Here is a 16,511-nt window from a genome sequence, read left to right as displayed (position 1 = left end):
TCCCGTGAGCACCGACGAGTCAAGAAGGGCGATTCGCCGCGCGTTGATCAGCGTCTACGACAAGACCGGGCTGATCGAACTCGCCCAGGGTCTCAGTGCGGCCGGCATCGAGATCGTCTCGACCGGATCGACCGCCAAAACCATTGCCGGCAAGGGCATCCCGGTGACACCGGTCGAGGAACTGACCGGCTTTCCCGAAGTGCTCGACGGCCGGGTCAAGACACTGCATCCGCGGGTGCATGCCGGGTTGCTGGCCGACCTGCGCAAGCCGGAGCACGCCGCGGCGCTCGAGCGGCTCGGGATCGCGGCGTTCGAACTGGTCGTCGTCAACCTGTATCCGTTCAGCGAGACCGTCGACTCCGGCGCCGGCATCGACGACTGCGTCGAGCAGATCGACATCGGCGGGCCGTCGATGGTGCGGGCGGCCGCGAAGAACCATCCCAGCGTCGCGGTGGTCACCGACCCGCTGGGCTACGACGGGGTGCTCGCCGCGGTGCGCAACGGCGGATTCACGCTCGCCGAGCGCAAAAGGCTGGCGTCGCTGGCCTTTCAGCACACCGCGGAGTACGACATCGCCGTCGCGAGCTGGATGGAGTCGACGCTGGCGCCCGAGCATCCGCCGACGGCGTTCCCGCAGTGGTTCGGCCGCGGCTGGCGCCGCTCGGCGATGCTGCGCTACGGCGAGAACCCGCACCAGCAGGCGGCGCTGTACGTGGACCCGGGCGCCTGGCCCGGCCTGGCGCAGGCGGAGCAGCTGCACGGAAAGGAGATGTCCTACAACAACTTCACCGACGCCGACGCGGCCTGGCGGGCGGCCTTCGACCACGAGCAGACGTGTGTGGCAATCATCAAGCACGCCAACCCATGTGGGATCGCCATCTCGTCGATTTCGGTCGCGGACGCGCATCGCAAGGCGCACGAGTGCGATCCGCTGAGCGCCTTCGGGGGAGTCATCGCGTCGAACACCGAAGTCAGCGTCGAGATGGCGGAATATGTCAGCACCATCTTCACCGAGGTGATCGTCGCACCCGCGTACGCGCCGGGCGCCGTCGATGCGCTGACGCGCAAGAAGAACGTCCGGGTGCTGGTGGCCTCCGAGCCGCTGACCGGCGGTGCCGAGCTGCGAGCGGTCAGCGGGGGGCTGCTGATGCAGCAGCGCGACGAGCTCGACGCGCACGGCGACAATCCCGCGAACTGGACGCTGGCGACTGGGTCACCGGCCGATCCGGCGACGTTGACCGACTTGGTCTTTGCGTGGCGCGCGTGCCGCGCGGTCAAGTCGAACGCGATCGTGATTGCCGCGGACGGCGCCACCATCGGCGTCGGGATGGGCCAGGTCAACCGTGTCGACGCGGCCCGGCTGGCCGTCGCGCGCGGCGGTGATCGGGTCCGGGGCGCCGTCGCGGCCTCCGACGCGTTCTTCCCGTTCCCCGACGGCCTCGAGACGCTGGCCGCGGCCGGGGTGAGGGCGATCGTGCACCCGGGAGGATCGGTGCGCGACGACGAGGTGACCGAGGCCGCGGCCAGGGCGGGTGTCACCGTGTACCTCACCGGCGCGCGCCACTTCGCTCACTGAACACCAGGCATCGCGCGCGGACCAGCAACGCGTAGCGTGGAGTGGTGCCATTACCGAGCAACCTGCCCCGCACGGTCGGCGAGCTGCGTGCCGCAGGCCATCGTGAGCGGGGAGTCAAGCAGGAAATCCGCGAGAATCTGCTGACCGCGCTGGCCGACGGGGACGAGGTCTGGCCCGGCATCTTGGGCTTCGACGAGACCGTCATCCCGCAGCTGGAACGGGCGCTGATCGCCGGCCATGACGTCGTGCTGCTCGGCGAGCGCGGCCAGGGCAAGACCCGGCTGCTGCGCGCGCTGGTAGGGCTGCTCGACGAGTGGACGCCGGTGATCGGCGGGGCGGAACTGGGCGAGCACCCCTACACGCCGATCACGCCCGAGTCCATCCGGCGGGCCGCCACGCTCGGGGACGATCTGCCGGTGGAGTGGAAGCACCGCAGCGAACGCTATACGGAGAAGCTGGCCACTCCGGACACCAGCGTCGCGGACCTGGTCGGCGACATCGACCCGATCAAGGTCGCCGAGGGCCGCAGCCTCGGTGACCCGGAGACCATCGCCTACGGGCTGATCCCGCGTGCGCACCGCGGCATCGTGGCGGTCAACGAACTGCCCGACCTCGCCGAGCGCATCCAGGTGTCGATGCTCAACGTGATGGAGGAGCGCGACATCCAGGTCCGCGGCTACACGCTGCGCCTGCCGCTGGACGTGCTCGTGGTGGCCAGCGCGAACCCCGAGGACTACACCAACCGCGGCCGCATCATCACCCCGCTCAAGGACCGCTTCGGCGCCGAGATCCGGACCCATTACCCGCTGGAGCTCGAGGCCGAGATGGGCGTGATAGCCCAGGAGGCGCACCTGAGCGCGCAGGTGCCCGAGTACCTGATCCAGGTGCTGGCCCGGTTCGCCCGGTACCTGCGCGAGTCCAGTTCGGTCGACCAGCGCTCGGGGGTGTCGGCGCGGTTCGCCATCGCGGCGGCCGAGACCGTCGCGGCCGCGGCCCGGCATCGCGGCGCGGTGCTGGGCGAGACCGACCCGGTGGCCCGCGTGGTCGACCTGGGCACGGTGATCGACGTGCTGCGCGGCAAGCTGGAATTCGAGTCCGGCGAGGAGGGCCGCGAGCAGGCGGTGCTCGAACACCTGCTGCGCCGCGCCACCGCCGACACCGCGTCGCGGGTGCTCGGCGGCGTCGACGTCGGCTCCCTGGTGGCCGCCGTCGAGGCCGGTTCGGCGGTGACGACGGGCGAGCGGGTGTCGGCCAAGGACGTGCTGGCCGCGGTGCCCGGGCTGCCCGTCGTCGACAAGATCGCCAAAAAGCTGGGCGCCGAGTCCGAGGGCGAGCGCGCCGCGGCGCTCGAGCTCGCGCTGGAGGCGCTGTATTTGGCCAAGCGGATCGACAAGGTGTCCGGGGAGGGCCAAACCGTCTATGGCTAAAGGGCATTCCTCGCGCTACTCGGCGTACACCGGCGGACCCGACCCGCTGGCCCCGCCGGTGGACCTGCGCGAGGCGCTCGAACAGATCGGGCAGGACGTTATGGGAGGCACCTCGCCGCGCCGGGCGCTGTCCGAGCTGCTGCGCCGCGGCACCAACAACATGCCCGGCGCCGACCGGCTCGCGGCCGACGCCAACCGCAGGCGGCGGGACCTGTTGCGCCGCAACAACTTGGACGGCACGCTGCAGGAGATCAAGAAGCTGCTCGACGAGGCCGTGCTGGCCGAACGCAAGGAACTGGCCCGCGCGCTGGACGACGACGCCCGCTTCGGCGAACTGCAGCTGGACTCGCTGCCCGCCTCGCCGGCCAAGGCCGTGCAGGAGCTCTCCGACTACAACTGGCGCAGCGCCGAGGCGCGCGAAAAGTACGAGCGGATCAAGGATTTGCTGGGCCGCGAGATGCTGGACCAGCGCTTCGCGGGGATGAAGCAAGCGCTGGAGGGCGCCACCGACGAGGATCGCCAGCGCGTCACCGAGATGCTGGACGACCTCAACGAGCTGCTGGACAAGCACGCAAGAGGTCAGGACACGCCACAGGACTTCCAGGACTTCATGGACAAGCACGGCGAGTTCTTCCCGGAGAACCCGCGCAACGTCGAGGAGCTGCTGGACTCGCTGGCCAAGCGCGCCGCCGCCGCGCAGCGCTTCCGCAACAGCCTCAGCCCCGAGCAGCGCGCCGAGCTGGATGCCTTGGCGCAGCAGGCTTTTGGCTCACCGTCGTTGATGCAGGCGTTGAACCGGCTCGACGCGCATCTGCAGGCCGCCCGGCCGGGGGAGGACTGGACCGGCTCCGAGCAGTTCTCCGGTGACAACCCGTTGGGCATGGGTGAGGGCACCCAGGCGCTGGCCGACATCGGCGAGCTCGAGCAGCTGGCCGAGCAGTTGTCGCAGAGTTACCCGGGCGCCACCATGGACGACGTCGACCTCGACGCGCTGGCACGCCAGCTCGGCGACCAGGCCGCCATCGACGCCCGGACGCTGGCCGAACTGGAACGCGCGCTGGTGAACCAGGGGTTCCTGGATCGTGGCTCCGACGGCCAGTGGCGACTGTCGCCCAAGGCCATGCGCAGGCTCGGCGAGACGGCGTTACGCGATGTGGCGCAACAGCTTTCCGGCCGCCACGGCGAGCGCGACCATCGGCGTGCCGGCGCGGCCGGCGAGCTGACCGGCGCGACCCGGCCCTGGCAATTCGGTGACACCGAGCCGTGGAACATCTCGCGCACGCTGACCAATGCGGTGCTGCGCGAGGCGGGGACCGCGACCCTGGAGGGCGGGGCCGGCCCGATCCGGATAAGCGTCGACGACGTGGAGGTCTCCGAGACCGAGACCCGCACCCAGGCCGCGGTGGCGCTGCTGGTGGACACCTCGTTTTCGATGGTGATGGAGAATCGCTGGCTGCCGATGAAGCAGACCGCGCTGGCGCTCAACCACCTGGTGTGCACCCGGTTTCGGTCGGATGCGTTGCAGATCATCGCGTTTGGGCGGTACGCGCGGACGGTGACCGCGGCCGAGCTGACAGGTCTGGAGGGTGTCTACGAGCAGGGCACCAACCTGCATCACGCGCTGGCGCTGGCGGGCCGTCACTTGCGCCGGCACCCCAACGCGCAGCCCGTCGTGCTGGTGGTGACCGACGGCGAGCCGACCGCCCACCTGGAGGACGTCGACGGTCAGGGGTCTTCCGCCGTGTTCTTCGACTATCCGCCGCATCCGCGGACCATCGCCCACACCGTGCGCGGGTTCGACGAGATGGCCCGGCTGGGCGCGCAGGTCACCATCTTCCGGTTGGGCAGCGACCCCGGGCTGGCCCGGTTCATCGACCAGGTCGCGCGCCGCGTCGAGGGACGCGTCGTGGTGCCCGATCTCGACGGCCTGGGCGCCGCCGTGGTGGGCGACTACCTGCGCTCCCGGCGGCGCCGCCGGTAAGTTGCGCGAGCAGACGCAAAATCACCCAAATTTCGCAAGATTTGGGCGATTTTGCGTCTGCTCGCGCGCACTAACTCGACCTCACAGCCTCTTGAGGCCGCGCAGAATCCTGACGAATGGTGCGCTGGAAGCGAGGCCCTTCCGCAGGCTCGGCTGCAGGTAGCTGAGGTTGTTGACGACGAAGTAGCGCACTCCGTGGCCGCGCCATTGCGCGGCCCGGTCGACGACCTCGTCGGGCGTCCCGGCCAGAACGGCGGCTTTGAGCAGCGATACCGGGACGTCCTTGGTGTAGGACAACACGGTCCGAAGGTCTAACGTTTGCGGGATCAGGTCCTGGGCGCCGGCGAACTCATGTCCGAGTGGATGTTGCACGCCGTGCTCGGCCCACATCTCCCCGGGAGCGATGAGCGCGAAGGCTTTTGCCGCAGCACAATTCAGGGCCTGCTCGACGTCGTCGCGACTGCGTCCGGTGATGACAAAGGCCGAGATTGCCGGCGTGATCGACGCGGGATCGCGCCCGGCGTCGGAGGCCGCCGTGCGCACTGCTTCGAGACCGGACGCGTAGGCCTTGGGTCCCGACAACAACCCGGGGAACCACGCGTCGGCGTAGCGCCCGGTGGCCCGCAGCATCCGCGGTCCCTTGGCGGCGATCCATATCTCGGGCCAGTTGCCACGGTAGGGCGGCAGCTCGAACACCGCGTCACGCAACGGGAAATACGGCGAGTCACGCGAGACGGGCGCGCCACCGGATTCCCACAGCGCACGGATCGTGGCGATCGCCTCTTCAAAGCGCGCAACGGGTTTGGTCCAGTCCACTCCGTAGGGCTCATTGCCCTCCCGTTCTCCCACGCCGAGGCCCAGGATGGCGCGGCCGCGGGTGATCAACTGCAACGTGGCCGCGGCCTGCGCGGTGACCGCCGGGTGACGGCGATTGGCATCGGTAACGCCGACGCCAAGGCGCAGACGCGCAAAGCGGTTGTGGGAGGCGAGATATCCGAGCATGGTCCACGGTTCGAATTGCGCGTCGACCTTCGGGACGAGTGTGGCGACACCGAGGTGGCCCGGCGTGGCGATCGAGCGCGGAAACAGCGAATTCAGGTGGTCGGCCACCCAGTAGGAGTCGACGCCGCCGGCCGTGGCCATCAGCATGTTGGCGCGGGCGAGCGCGGTCGCGGAGTATCGAGAATTGAGGAGCTGAACGCTCAGCCCGACTCGGACCGGATTCACACGCGTCGCCTTCCGCAGTGGTTGAAGCATCGTAGCGGTCCCCGCCAGGCCAGGCGTCGAGTCGGTGGCGACCCCTGTTAACGACGACACGAGGATTCGTAAACAACAGGCTAACGACGCACTTATCGCGATGAGCGCCGGTATCGTTGCACTGTCCAAATCCTGCCTTGGATCGAGGGCCGATGACGGCGACGCACGACGCGACCGGGTTCATTGGTGGGTTCGCACCCGTGACCGCAACGCTGCGGCGCGACGCGCAGCTCGCCCGGGCGTGCGCGCCGATGGCGGCAAAAGTACTGGCGCGCACCGCCGCCAGGAAGGCCCAGTCGAGGTTGGCCGGCGGCCGTGCCCCAAAGCACGTTGAGATCACGGACTTCGACCCGTTGGACCCGGCGATGGCCCGCGACCCGTATGCGAGGCCGGTCGCGTCGTCGATCGTCGGGTGATGAGCGCGCATCGTCGCGAATCGCGTTGAGCCGCACCTTGATTGCCGCAACCTCATCGGCCGATTTCTCGGCGGCGCGAGCGACGGCCTCGCAGGCGTCGGCGTGCGTGTCGAGGATTTGCGAGGTGCGATGCGTCGCCGCGTGCGCCGCTTCGGCGGCGTCACCGCCGAAATCCAGGAGCCGCATGGTATCGGTCAGCGCCGCCGATGCGGTGCGGGTGCCGTGCGAGCGCTTGATCGCGGCATCGAAGACCGCCCTGATCGCCGCGGGATCCCAGCGCTCGATGTCGGCCAGGCTGTTCGTCATACGCCGCGCGCAGCGTCCCCATCGGTGGTGCCGACCTCGGCCAGTGCCGCGGCGGTGCGCTGCTCCATCTCGGTGAGCTCCACGGCGGCGAAATGCATGCCGCACGAATGCTCGCCGAAGCGGCCGATGTGGGTCGTGCCGGCGGTCTCCCAACCGTCGAGCAATCCCGATAGTGCGCCCGCCGACGAGCCGACCCAACCCGACTGCGCGTCCGCGGCCGCGCCGAGGCAGGCCTGCTGAACGGCCAGCAACGTCTCACCGTGGTTGGCGAGTTGGGTTCCCACGTGGCTCAGTACGTCCGGCTGCGCGCGCAATTCCTCGGCCATGACTCGCCCCCGCCCTGAATGAGATCCTGTGGCTTCGCTCCTGCGGAGTATTGCACGAGCCGGGGGCTCGAGCCAGTTACCCTCCGCGGCTGACCAGCCCGTTTGCCCGCTGCTAGCGGGGCCTGCGGGCCTTGCGCTTGATGCCCACGCCACCCCACAGCGAGAAGCCGCGAATGTTGACCTTCGGCGCGCCCGGTGTGCCCTGGCCGACGACGTCGCGGTCGAAGCCGCCCATCACACCGCGCCCGTGGATCTCGACGTTCACTTCCGGCGGCAGCAGGATGTTCTGGACGCCCATGATCGAGATCGCATGAATGTCAACCTCGGTCGAGGTGAAGTCGGCGTAGCGCAAGTCCACCACCCCGCTGCCCCACAGGGTGAACGTGGTCAGCTTCTTCGGGACGTTCCATCGGCCCCGCCGCTCGAATCCGCTCAGCAGCGCCAGCAGCAGGGTGGACGGCGCGGGATTGAGCTTGCCGCCCCGGCGCGGGACGATCGGCGCGCCGGGCAGGTCGGCCCGAAGCTCGTCGAGCTCCGCGTACGTGGTCGCCGCGTACGCCTTGGTCAATCGGTCTTCGTAGTCCTTGAGCTGCAGTCGGCCCTGTTCGGCGGCGTAGGCCAGCAACTGCGCGATCTGGATCCGATCGGTGTCGCCCGCACGTGACGATTCGTCGCGTGTGTCGTTTTCGTCACGTTGCGTTGGGTTGCTCATCATCCACGAGCGTACGACGTAGAAGTTTTGCTGCAAGCGGGTTGGCTAAACTGCAACCTTCTTCCCGGGCCGCTCCTGAGCGACGGGCCTTTTCCGGCGCCCCGGCTGGCCGTTAGACGTTTGCCCAACTAGGCGGGCGTTTCTGCAGGAATGCGAGCATGCCTTCGCGGGCTTCGTCGGAGACGAACAGCCGCGCCGACTCCTCGCTGAGCCGCTCAGCGTCGCGATCGAACCCCTCCAGCACACCCGCCGTGGTCAACGCTTTGGACGCCGCGAGCCCCTGCGGAGACCCCCGGCTCACGTCGGCCACCAGCTTCGCTACCGCGGCGCCGACGTCGTCGGCCGCCATGGTGATCAACCCGATCTCCGCGGCCTCGGCGGCGTCGAACGTTTCGCCGGTCAGGTAGTAGCGGGCGGCGGCGCGCGCCGACATCTTCGGCAGCAGTGTCAGCGAGATGATCGCCGGGGCCACGCCGATGCGGGCCTCGGTCAGCGCGAAGGTGCTGCGCGGACCGGCGACGGCGATGTCGCACGCGCCGACGAGTCCGAACCCGCCGGCCCGCACGTGCCCGTCGATCGCGGCGATCACCGGCAGCGGGGACTCGACGATGGCGCGCAGCAACGCGGTCAACTCCCGGGCCCGGGCCGCCGCCATGTCGAACGGGTCGCCGCCGCCGGCCTCGCTCAGGTCGGCACCGGCGCAGAACGTGCCGCCGGTGTGCCCGAGCACCACCGCCCGGACCGCCGGATCCGCGGCGGCGTCCCGCAGCCCCTGATGCAGCTGGCCGACCAGCGCGGTCGAGAGCGCGTTGCGGTTGGCCGGTGAGTTCAGCGTCAGCCGGGCGAACGGGCCGCCGGCATCGGCCGGGCCGGTGTAGTCGACGAGCGTGTCCATCAGTACGAGCGGGGCAGGCCCAGCGAGGTCTGGGCGACGAAGTTCAGCACCATCTCACGGCTGATCGGGGCGATCCTGCCCAGCCGCGCCGACGTCAGCATGGCGGCGACGCCGTACTCCTGGGTCAGCCCGTTGCCGCCCATCGACTGGACGGCCTGGTCGACGGAGCGGGTGGCCGCCTCGGCCGCAGCGTATTTGGCCATGTTGGCGGCCTCGGCCGCGCCCATGTCGTCGCCGCTGTCGTAGAGCGTCGCCGCCTTCTGCATCATCAGCTTGGCCAGCTGGACCTCAATGTGGCACTGCGCCAACGGATGTGACAGGCCCTGGTGCGCGCCGATGGGGGTGGACCAGACCTGACGGGTCTTGACGTAGTCGACGGCCTTCTCCAGCGCGAACCGTCCCATGCCCACCGAGCTGGCCGCACCCATGATGCGTTCGGGGTTCAGGCCGGCGAAAAGCTGTGCGATGGCGGCGTCCTCGGCGCCGACGAGCGCGTCCGACGGCAGCCGGACGTCGTCGAGGAAGACCTGGAACTGCCGTTCGGGGCTGATCAGCTCCATGTCGATCGGGGTGTAGGTGAAGCCGGGCGCATCGGTGGGCACCACGAACAGCGCGGGGCGCAGCTTGCCGGTCTTCGCCTCCTCGGTGCGGGCCACCACCAGCACCGCCTGGGCCTGGTCGATGCCGGAGATGAACACCTTCTGGCCCTTGAGAACCCAGTCGCTGCCGTCGCGGCGGGCGGTGGTGGTGATCTTGTGCGAGTTGGATCCGGCGTCCGGCTCGGTGATGGCGAACGCCATCGTCAGCGAGCCGTCGGCGATGGCGGGAATCCAGCGCTTCTTCTGTTCCTCGGTGCCGAACTTGCTGATGATCGTGCCGTTGATGGCGGGCGACACCACCATCAGCAGCAGCGCGCTGCCCGCGGCGGCCATCTCCTCCATCACCAGTGACAGCTCGTACATGCCGGCGCCGCCGCCGCCGTACTCCTCGGGCAGGTTCACCCCGAGAAAGCCGAGTTTGCCTGCCTCGGCCCATAACTCGTCGGTGTGCTCGTGCGCGCGCGCCTTCCTCAGGTAGTACTCGGCGCCGTAGTTGGACGCCCATGCGGCCACCGACTTGCGCAGCGCCTGGCGCTCCTCGCTCTCGATGAAGCTGGTATCGGTCATTTCGGATCTCCTTCTTGGGACGGCGCCTCCACTCGTGCGAGGACGGCGCCTACTTCGACTTGCTGACCGGTCGTGACGTCGAGCTGCGCGAGCACACCGTCGGTCGGCGCGGTGATGGTGTGCTCCATCTTCATCGCCTCGAGCCAGATCAGCGGCTGACCGGCGGTGACGGCATCGCCGACGGAGGCGCCCAGCCGGATGACGTTGCCGGGCATCGGTGCGACCAGGGATCCCTGCTCGACGGCCGAACCCGGCTCGGGGAACCGTGGCAACGCGACCAGGTGGACGGGCCCGCGCGCGGAGTCGACGTAGACGTCCTGGCCGAAGCGCGCGACGGCGAAACCGCAAGCCACACCGGCGCCGTCGGCCAGCACGACCTCATCGTGCGCCGCCGAGACCAGCCGCACCGGCTCGTCTCCGGCAAGCACCAATCCGGTTCGGGTGAAACGGTATTCGACCCCGTGCTCGTTGTCCGCGTCGTCGCGGTAGCTCTTCACCTGGAAGCCGGACGCCAGGTTGCGCCAGCCGCTCGGGATCGAGGCGAACACCTGCGCCATCGCGCGGTTGTGCGCGGCGTCGGCGAGCGCGGCCGCGATCGCCGACAACCGGACCGTCGCGTCGTCGGCCAGCGGGGCCGACAGTTCGGCCAGGCCGTGCGTGTCGAAAAACGCCGTGTCGGTGGCGCCGTCGAGAAACGCCGGATGGCGAAGCACGTTCACCAGCAGCTCGCGGTTGGTGCGCACACCGTGCAGGCGGGCACGGGCCAGCGCATCGGCGAGCACCAGCGCGGCCTGCCGGCGCGTCGGCGCGTAGGAGATGACCTTGGCGAGCATCGGGTCGTAGTGGATCGACACCGCCGAGCCGGCGACGATGCCCGAGTCCAACCGGATCCCGGTGCGCCGCCCCAGCGAGCCGAACTCGGCGGCAACCGAGGGCACGTCGACCGTGTGCACCACACCGGCCTGCGGCTGCCAGCCGTGCGCCGGATCCTCGGCGTAGAGCCGGGCCTCGATCGAATATCCCTCGCCCGCAGGCGGGTCGGCGTCGAGCCGCTCCACGGCGGCGACGGCGAGTTGCAGCTCGACGAGGTCGAGCCCGGTGGTCTCCTCGGTGACCGGGTGCTCGACCTGCAGCCGGGTGTTCATCTCCAGGAAGTAGAACTCGCCGTCATCGTCGGCGAGGAACTCCACCGTCCCGGCACCCGCGTAGCCGATGGCGCCGGCGGCCAGCCGGGCCGCGTCGAACAGCTTGGCGCGCATGCCCGGTGTGCGCTCGACCAACGGCGACGGCGCCTCCTCGACGATCTTCTGGTGGCGGCGCTGGATCGAGCACTCGCGTTCCCCGACGGCCCACACGGTGCCGTGGGTGTCGGCGAGGACCTGAACCTCCACGTGGTGCCCGGTGGGCAGGTAGCGCTCGCAGAACACGGTCGGGTCGCCGAACGCGGACTGCGCCTCCCGCTGTGCCGCGGCGACTTCGGCGGGGAGAGCGGACAATTCGTGAACGACCCGCATGCCGCGCCCGCCGCCGCCCGCCGATGCCTTGACCAACACCGGCAGCTGGGCTTCGGTGACGGTGTCGGGGTCGAGTTCGTCGAGCACCGGGACGCCCGCGGCGGCCATCAGCTTCTTGGCCTCGATCTTGGAGCCCATCGCGCGCACCGCAGCCACCGGCGGGCCCACCCAGGTCAGGCCGGCCTCCTGCACCGCGGCGGCGAATTCGGCGTTCTCTGAGAGGAATCCGTAGCCGGGATGCACCGCGTCGGCCCCGGCGGCGCGGGCGGCCGCGATGATGGCATCGGCGTTCAGGTAGTCGTTGGTGTTGGGCAGCCGCACCCGCGCATCGGCCTCGGCGACGTGCGGGGCGGCGGCGTCCGGGTCGGTGTAGACGGCGACGGTGCCCAGGCCCAGCCGCCGGCAGGTGGCGAAGACCCGCCGGGCGATCTCGCCGCGGTTGGCGACCAGCACTCGAGTGACCATGGGGCTCACATCCGGAAGACGCCGAAGTTCGACGTCCCCTTGATCGGGCCATTGGCGATGGCGGACAAACACATTCCCAGTACCGTGCGGGTGTCGCGCGGGTCGATGACGCCGTCGTCGTAGAGCATCCCGGACAGCACCAGCGGCAGCGACTCGGCCTCGATCTGTCCCTCGACGGCGGCGCGCATCGCGGCGTCGGCTTCCTCGTCGACCTGCTGCCCCCGGGCCTGGGCGGCGGCCCGGCTCACGATCGACAGCACCCCCGACAGCTGGGCGCCGCCCATCACCGCGGCCTTCGCGCTGGGCCAGGCGAACAGGAACCGCGGGTCGTAGGCGCGCCCACACATGCCGTAGTGGCCGGCGCCGTAGGACGCGCCGATCAGCAGCGAGATATGCGGGACCGTCGAATTGGACACCGCGTTGATCATCATCGAGCCGTGCTTGATCATGCCGCCCTCTTCGTAGTCCTTGCCCACCATGTAGCCGGTGGTGTTGTGCAAGAACAACAGTGGCGTGTCGGACCGGTTGGCCAGCTGGATGAACTGGGTGGCCTTCTGCGACTCCTCGCTGAACAGGATGCCGCGCGCGTTCGCCAGGATGCCCAGCGGATAGCCGTGCAACCGCGCCCACCCGGTGACCAGCGACGGCCCGTAGAGCGGCTTGAACTCGTCGAAATCCGAGCCGTCGACGATGCGGGCGATCACCTCGCGCGGGTCGAACGGGATGCGCAGGTCCGGTGGCACGATGCCGATCAGCTCCTCGGCATCGAACAGCGGCTCGGTCACGGGCCCGGGGGCGGGGCCGTGCTTGACCCAGTTCAGCCGGGCGACGATGCGGCGCCCGATCCGCAGCGCGTCGAGCTCGTCGACGGCGAAGTAGTCGGCCAAACCCGATGTGCGTGCGTGCATTTCGGCGCCGCCCAACGATTCGTCGTCGGATTCCTCGCCGGTGGCCATCTTCACCAGCGGCGGGCCGGCCAGGAACACCTTCGAGCGTTCCCTGATCATCACCACGTGGTCGGACATGCCGGGAACGTAGGCGCCGCCCGCGGTGGAGTTGCCGAACACCAGCGCGATGGTGGGGATCCCGGCCGCCGACAGCCTGGTCAGGTCGCGGAACATCCGCCCGCCGGGGATGAAGATCTCCTTCTGCGTCGGTAGGTCGGCACCGCCGGATTCGACCAGCGAGATGACGGGAAGCCGGTTTTCGAACGCGATTTGGTTGGCCCGCAGTATCTTCTTCAGCGTCCACGGGTTGCTGGTGCCGCCCTTGACCGTCGGGTCGTTGGCGACGATCATGCACTCCACACCGGACACCGCGCCGATGCCGGTGACCGTGCTGGCGCCGATCTGAAAGGCGCTGCCGTAGGCGGCCAGCGGGCTGAGTTCCAGGAACGGGGAGTCCGGGTCGACGAGCAGCTCGATGCGTTCTCGGGCGGTGAGCTTGCCGCGGCCGTGATGGCGCTCGACATACTTGGGTCCGCCGCCCGCAAGCGCTTTGGCGAGCTCGGCCTCGATTTCGGCCAGCCTGGTGTTCGCGGCCCACGCCGCCTCGGCGTAGGTGTCGGCCTTGGGATCCAGGGTGGACTGCAATACCGTCACGATTGATATCCCAGGGTTTTCGCGGCCAGTGCGGTGAGGATTTCGGTGGTCCCGCCGCCGATGCCGAGGATCCTCATGTCCCGGTATTGGCGTTCGACTTCGGACTCGGCCATGTAACCCATGCCGCCGAACAGCTGAACGGCTTGGTTGGCAACCCATTCCCCGGCCTCGACGGCGGTGTTCTTGGCGAAACACACCGCGGCGATCAGGTTGGTCTCGCCGGCCAGTTGCCGTTCGACCACATTGCGCGAGTAGACCCGCGCCACGTCGATGCGCCGGGCCATCTCGGCCAGCGTGTTCTGCACCGACTGGCGCGATATCAGCGGCCGGCCGAAGGTCCCCCGGTCGCGGCACCACTGCACGGTCAGGTCCAGGCAGCGCTGGGCGCTCGAATACGCCTGCGCGGCAAGGCCGATCCGTTCGGCGACGAACGCCTGGGCGATCTGGGCGAATCCGCTGTTCTCGGCGCCGACGAGGTTGGCCCTCGGCACTCGCACGTCGGTGTAGGACAGCTCGGCGGTGTCGGAGGATCGCCAGCCCATCTTGTCCAGCTTGCGGGTCACCTCGAATCCGGGCGTGCCCTTCTCGACGACCAGCAGCGAAACCCCCGCCGCGCCAGGGCCGCCGGTGCGCACCGCGGTGACCACGTAGTCGGCGCGCACCCCGGAGGTGATGTAGGTCTTGGCGCCGTTGACCACGTAGTGGTCGCCGTCGGGCACCGCGCTGGTCCGCAGGTGTCCCACGTCCGAACCGCCGCCAGGCTCGGTGATGGCCAGCGATCCGATCTTCTCGCCGGCCAGCGTCGGCCTTACAAACGTGTCGATCAGCCGTTGGTCGCCCGACGCGATCATGTGCGGCACCGCGATGCCACAGGTGAACAGCGACGCGAACACGCCGCCCGGCGCGCCGGCCTGGTGCATCTCCTCGCAGATGATCACCGAGTCGGCGCCGTCCCCGCCGCCGCCCCCGACCGCCTCGGGAAAGCCGGCGCCCAGCAGCCCGGCGGCCCCGGCGCGCCGATGCAGGTCGCGCGGCAGGTCGCCGCTGCGCTCCCACTCGTCGACGTGGGGCAGGATCTCGCGTTCTGCGAAGGAGCGCACCGTCTTTCGCAACTGTTCGCGCTCCGGCGTGGTCCAGATGTTCACAGCAGCCTTTCCGGGATGTCGACGTGGCGGCTGCGCAGCCATTCGCCCAGCCCCTTGGCCTGCGGATCGAATCGTGCCTGGTAGGCGACGCCCTGGCCCAGAATGCCGTCGACGACGAAGTTCACCGCCCGCAGGTTGGGCAGCACATGGCGGGTGACGCCGAAACCGGCCGCCTCGGGCAGTAGCTCCTTGAACAGTTCGACGGTCAGCGTGTTGGCCAGCCAGCGCCACTGTTCGTCGGTGCGCACCCACACGCCGACGTTCGCGGACCCGCCCTTGTCGCCGCTGCGGGCCCCGGCGATCCGGCCCAGCGGCACCCGGCGCGTCGGGCCGGCCGGCAGCGGGTCGGGCAACGGCGGGGGACCGGCGGGCTTCAACTCCAAAGTCTCGGTGGCGCAGGGGATGTCGGTGCGGCTGCCGTCGGCGTGCACCGCGACGTGCGGCACCTGGGTGGCGTCGACGTAACCTGGCGTGAAGACGCCGTAGACCTGGCCGTCGCCCGGCGGGGCGGTGACGTGGAAGCCCGGATAACTAGCGAGCGCCAATTCCACTGCGGCCGAAGAGAACTGGCGACCGACGTTGGCGGCATCGGGGTCGCGGACCACGCAGTGCAGCAACGCGCTGGCGGCTTCCTCGGTGTCGGCGTCGGCGTGATCGGTGCGGGCCAGCGTCCATTCCAGCTCGGCGGGCTTCACCGTCAAAGCGGCCTCGAGCTGCCGGCGCAGCAATTCGGCTTTGGCCTCGATGTCGAGGCCGGTCAGCACGAACGTCATGGCATTGCGGAACCCGCCGATGCTGTTCAGCGACACCTTCAGCGTGGGCGGCGGCGGTTCGCCGCGCACGCCGCCGATGCGCACCCGGTCGGGCCCGTCGGCGGAAAGCTCGACGCTGTCCATCCGGGCCGTGACGTCGGGGTTGGCGTAGCGCGCGCCGGTGATCTCGTAGAGCAGCTGCGCGGTGACGGTGTCGACGCTGACCAGTCCGCCGGTGCCGGGGTGCTTGGTGATCACCGACGAGCCGTCGGCGTTGACCTCGGCCAGTGGGAAGCCGGCGTAGGTCAGGTCGGGGATTTCGGTGAAGAACGAGTAGTTGCCGCCGCTGGCCTGGACTCCGCACTCGATGACGTGGCCCGCGACCACGGCCCCGGCGAGTTCGTCGTAGTCGGTGCGGCCCCAGCCGAAATGCGCGGCGGCGGCCCCGACGATCACCGAGGCATCGGTGACCCGCCCGGTGACCACGACGTCGGCGCCCTCGTTGAGGCAGTCGACGATGCCCCACGCACCCAGGTAGGCATTCGCGGTCAGCGGCGTTCCCAGCCCCAGGTCGGCCGCGCGGGGCGCCAGGTCGTCGCCCTCGACGTGGGCGACCCGCGCCGCAATGCCCAGGCGCTCGGCCAGCGCCCGGACCGCGTCGGCCAGGCCGGCTGGATTGAGGCCGCCGGCGTTGGCGACGATGCGCACCCCGCGGTCGCAGGCCTCGCCAAGGCAGTCCTCGAGCTGGGTCAGGAACGTCTTGGCGTAGCCGCGGTCGGGATTTTTCATCCGGTCCCGGCCGAGGATGAGCATGGTGAGCTCGGCCAGGTAGTCGCCGGTCAGATAGTCCACATCGCCGCCGGTCAGCATCTCGCGCATCGCCGAAAGCCGGTCGCCGTAGAACCCCGAGCAGTTCGCGATCCGGGCAGCGGCGGCGCCAGAAGCCATGCGCATCCTCCCCTCGCTGGGATT

General features: G+C 69.7%; 13 protein-coding genes. 3 read left to right on the top strand and 10 right to left on the bottom strand.

Annotation, left to right across the window (positions count from 1 at the left end; translation table 11 throughout):
• The first annotated feature begins 4 nt into the window (after positions 1 to 4).
• From purH to AC5Y6X_RS02190, 3 genes are read left to right on the top strand one after another with little or no spacing between them, the layout of a single operon-like run.
• Complete coding sequence (purH, locus tag AC5Y6X_RS02200) at positions 5 to 1,576, top strand: bifunctional phosphoribosylaminoimidazolecarboxamide formyltransferase/IMP cyclohydrolase (protein ID WP_499985179.1); 1,572 nt, start codon at positions 5 to 7, stop codon at positions 1,574 to 1,576.
• Positions 1,577 to 1,617: 41 nt separating this feature from the next.
• Complete coding sequence (locus tag AC5Y6X_RS02195) at positions 1,618 to 3,003, top strand: sigma 54-interacting transcriptional regulator (protein WP_499984054.1); 1,386 nt, start codon at positions 1,618 to 1,620, stop codon at positions 3,001 to 3,003.
• Positions 2,996 to 4,984: a VWA domain-containing protein gene (locus tag AC5Y6X_RS02190; protein WP_499984051.1), complete on the top strand. Its 1,989-nt coding sequence runs from the start codon at positions 2,996 to 2,998 to the stop codon at positions 4,982 to 4,984. Before AC5Y6X_RS02195 ends, AC5Y6X_RS02190 begins: the two co-directional genes overlap by 8 nt.
• Before the next feature lie 81 nt (positions 4,985 to 5,065).
• On the opposite strand, the gene AC5Y6X_RS02185 is transcribed toward AC5Y6X_RS02190, so the two are convergent.
• The 10 genes from AC5Y6X_RS02185 to AC5Y6X_RS02140 all read right to left on the bottom strand — a co-directional run bounded on the left by AC5Y6X_RS02185 (position 5,066) and on the right by AC5Y6X_RS02140 (position 16,493).
• On the bottom strand, positions 5,066 to 6,241 hold the full coding sequence (locus tag AC5Y6X_RS02185; protein ID WP_499984048.1) for an LLM class flavin-dependent oxidoreductase: 1,176 nt from the start codon (positions 6,239 to 6,241) through the stop codon (positions 5,066 to 5,068).
• 92 nt (positions 6,242 to 6,333) lie between these two features.
• Positions 6,334 to 6,963 (bottom strand): Rv0964c family protein, encoded by a 630-nt coding sequence (locus tag AC5Y6X_RS02180; protein ID WP_499984045.1) that lies wholly within the window; start codon positions 6,961 to 6,963, stop codon positions 6,334 to 6,336.
• The gene (locus tag AC5Y6X_RS02175; RefSeq protein WP_499984042.1) at positions 6,960 to 7,289 is read right to left on the bottom strand and encodes a hypothetical protein; all 330 of its coding nucleotides are present in this window, start codon (positions 7,287 to 7,289) and stop codon (positions 6,960 to 6,962) included. Before AC5Y6X_RS02175 ends, AC5Y6X_RS02180 begins: the two co-directional genes overlap by 4 nt.
• Before the next feature lie 112 nt (positions 7,290 to 7,401).
• Positions 7,402 to 8,001 carry a DUF1707 SHOCT-like domain-containing protein gene (locus AC5Y6X_RS02170; protein ID WP_324674567.1) on the bottom strand — a complete coding sequence of 200 codons (600 nt, stop codon included), beginning with the start codon at positions 7,999 to 8,001 and terminating at the stop codon, positions 7,402 to 7,404.
• Between the two features lie 112 nt (positions 8,002 to 8,113).
• Complete coding sequence (locus AC5Y6X_RS02165; RefSeq protein ID WP_499984039.1) at positions 8,114 to 8,896, bottom strand: enoyl-CoA hydratase family protein; 783 nt, start codon at positions 8,894 to 8,896, stop codon at positions 8,114 to 8,116.
• Positions 8,896 to 10,062 (bottom strand): acyl-CoA dehydrogenase family protein, encoded by a 1,167-nt coding sequence (locus tag AC5Y6X_RS02160; RefSeq protein ID WP_499984037.1) that lies wholly within the window; start codon positions 10,060 to 10,062, stop codon positions 8,896 to 8,898. Before AC5Y6X_RS02160 ends, AC5Y6X_RS02165 begins: the two co-directional genes overlap by 1 nt.
• On the bottom strand, positions 10,059 to 12,041 hold the full coding sequence (locus AC5Y6X_RS02155; RefSeq protein WP_499984035.1) for an acetyl/propionyl/methylcrotonyl-CoA carboxylase subunit alpha: 1,983 nt from the start codon (positions 12,039 to 12,041) through the stop codon (positions 10,059 to 10,061). Before AC5Y6X_RS02155 ends, AC5Y6X_RS02160 begins: the two co-directional genes overlap by 4 nt.
• Before the next feature lie 5 nt (positions 12,042 to 12,046).
• Positions 12,047 to 13,642 (bottom strand): acyl-CoA carboxylase subunit beta, encoded by a 1,596-nt coding sequence (locus AC5Y6X_RS02150; protein WP_499984032.1) that lies wholly within the window; start codon positions 13,640 to 13,642, stop codon positions 12,047 to 12,049.
• Complete coding sequence (locus tag AC5Y6X_RS02145) at positions 13,639 to 14,787, bottom strand: acyl-CoA dehydrogenase family protein (RefSeq protein WP_324674577.1); 1,149 nt, start codon at positions 14,785 to 14,787, stop codon at positions 13,639 to 13,641. Before AC5Y6X_RS02145 ends, AC5Y6X_RS02150 begins: the two co-directional genes overlap by 4 nt.
• Positions 14,784 to 16,493, bottom strand: coding sequence for an acyclic terpene utilization AtuA family protein (locus tag AC5Y6X_RS02140; RefSeq protein WP_324674579.1), 1,710 nt, complete (start codon positions 16,491 to 16,493; stop codon positions 14,784 to 14,786). The genes AC5Y6X_RS02145 and AC5Y6X_RS02140 overlap by 4 nt, the downstream gene beginning before the upstream one ends.
• Positions 16,494 to 16,511 lie beyond the last annotated feature (18 nt).

This window comes from Mycobacterium sp. NGS26 (genome assembly GCF_059813025.1).
Note: the sequence above shows the minus strand (reverse complement) of the source record. Positions and strands in the feature narration are given on the sequence as shown.

Bases quoted from the DNA above. Each gene is read 5' to 3' on its own strand.
- AC5Y6X_RS02190 (WP_499984051.1), top strand. From the start codon at position 2,996: ATGGCTAAAGGGCATTCCTCGCGCTACTCGGCGTACACCGGCGGACCC.
- AC5Y6X_RS02185 (WP_499984048.1), bottom strand. From the start codon at position 6,241: ATGCTTCAACCACTGCGGAAGGCGACGCGTGTGAATCCGGTCCGAGTC.
- AC5Y6X_RS02180 (WP_499984045.1), bottom strand. From the start codon at position 6,963: ATGACGAACAGCCTGGCCGACATCGAGCGCTGGGATCCCGCGGCGATC.
- AC5Y6X_RS02175 (WP_499984042.1), bottom strand. From the start codon at position 7,289: ATGGCCGAGGAATTGCGCGCGCAGCCGGACGTACTGAGCCACGTGGGA.
- AC5Y6X_RS02170 (WP_324674567.1), bottom strand. From the start codon at position 8,001: ATGAGCAACCCAACGCAACGTGACGAAAACGACACACGCGACGAATCG.
- AC5Y6X_RS02165 (WP_499984039.1), bottom strand. From the start codon at position 8,896: ATGGACACGCTCGTCGACTACACCGGCCCGGCCGATGCCGGCGGCCCG.
- AC5Y6X_RS02160 (WP_499984037.1), bottom strand. From the start codon at position 10,062: ATGACCGATACCAGCTTCATCGAGAGCGAGGAGCGCCAGGCGCTGCGC.
- AC5Y6X_RS02155 (WP_499984035.1), bottom strand. From the start codon at position 12,041: ATGGTCACTCGAGTGCTGGTCGCCAACCGCGGCGAGATCGCCCGGCGG.
- AC5Y6X_RS02140 (WP_324674579.1), bottom strand. From the start codon at position 16,493: ATGCGCATGGCTTCTGGCGCCGCCGCTGCCCGGATCGCGAACTGCTCG.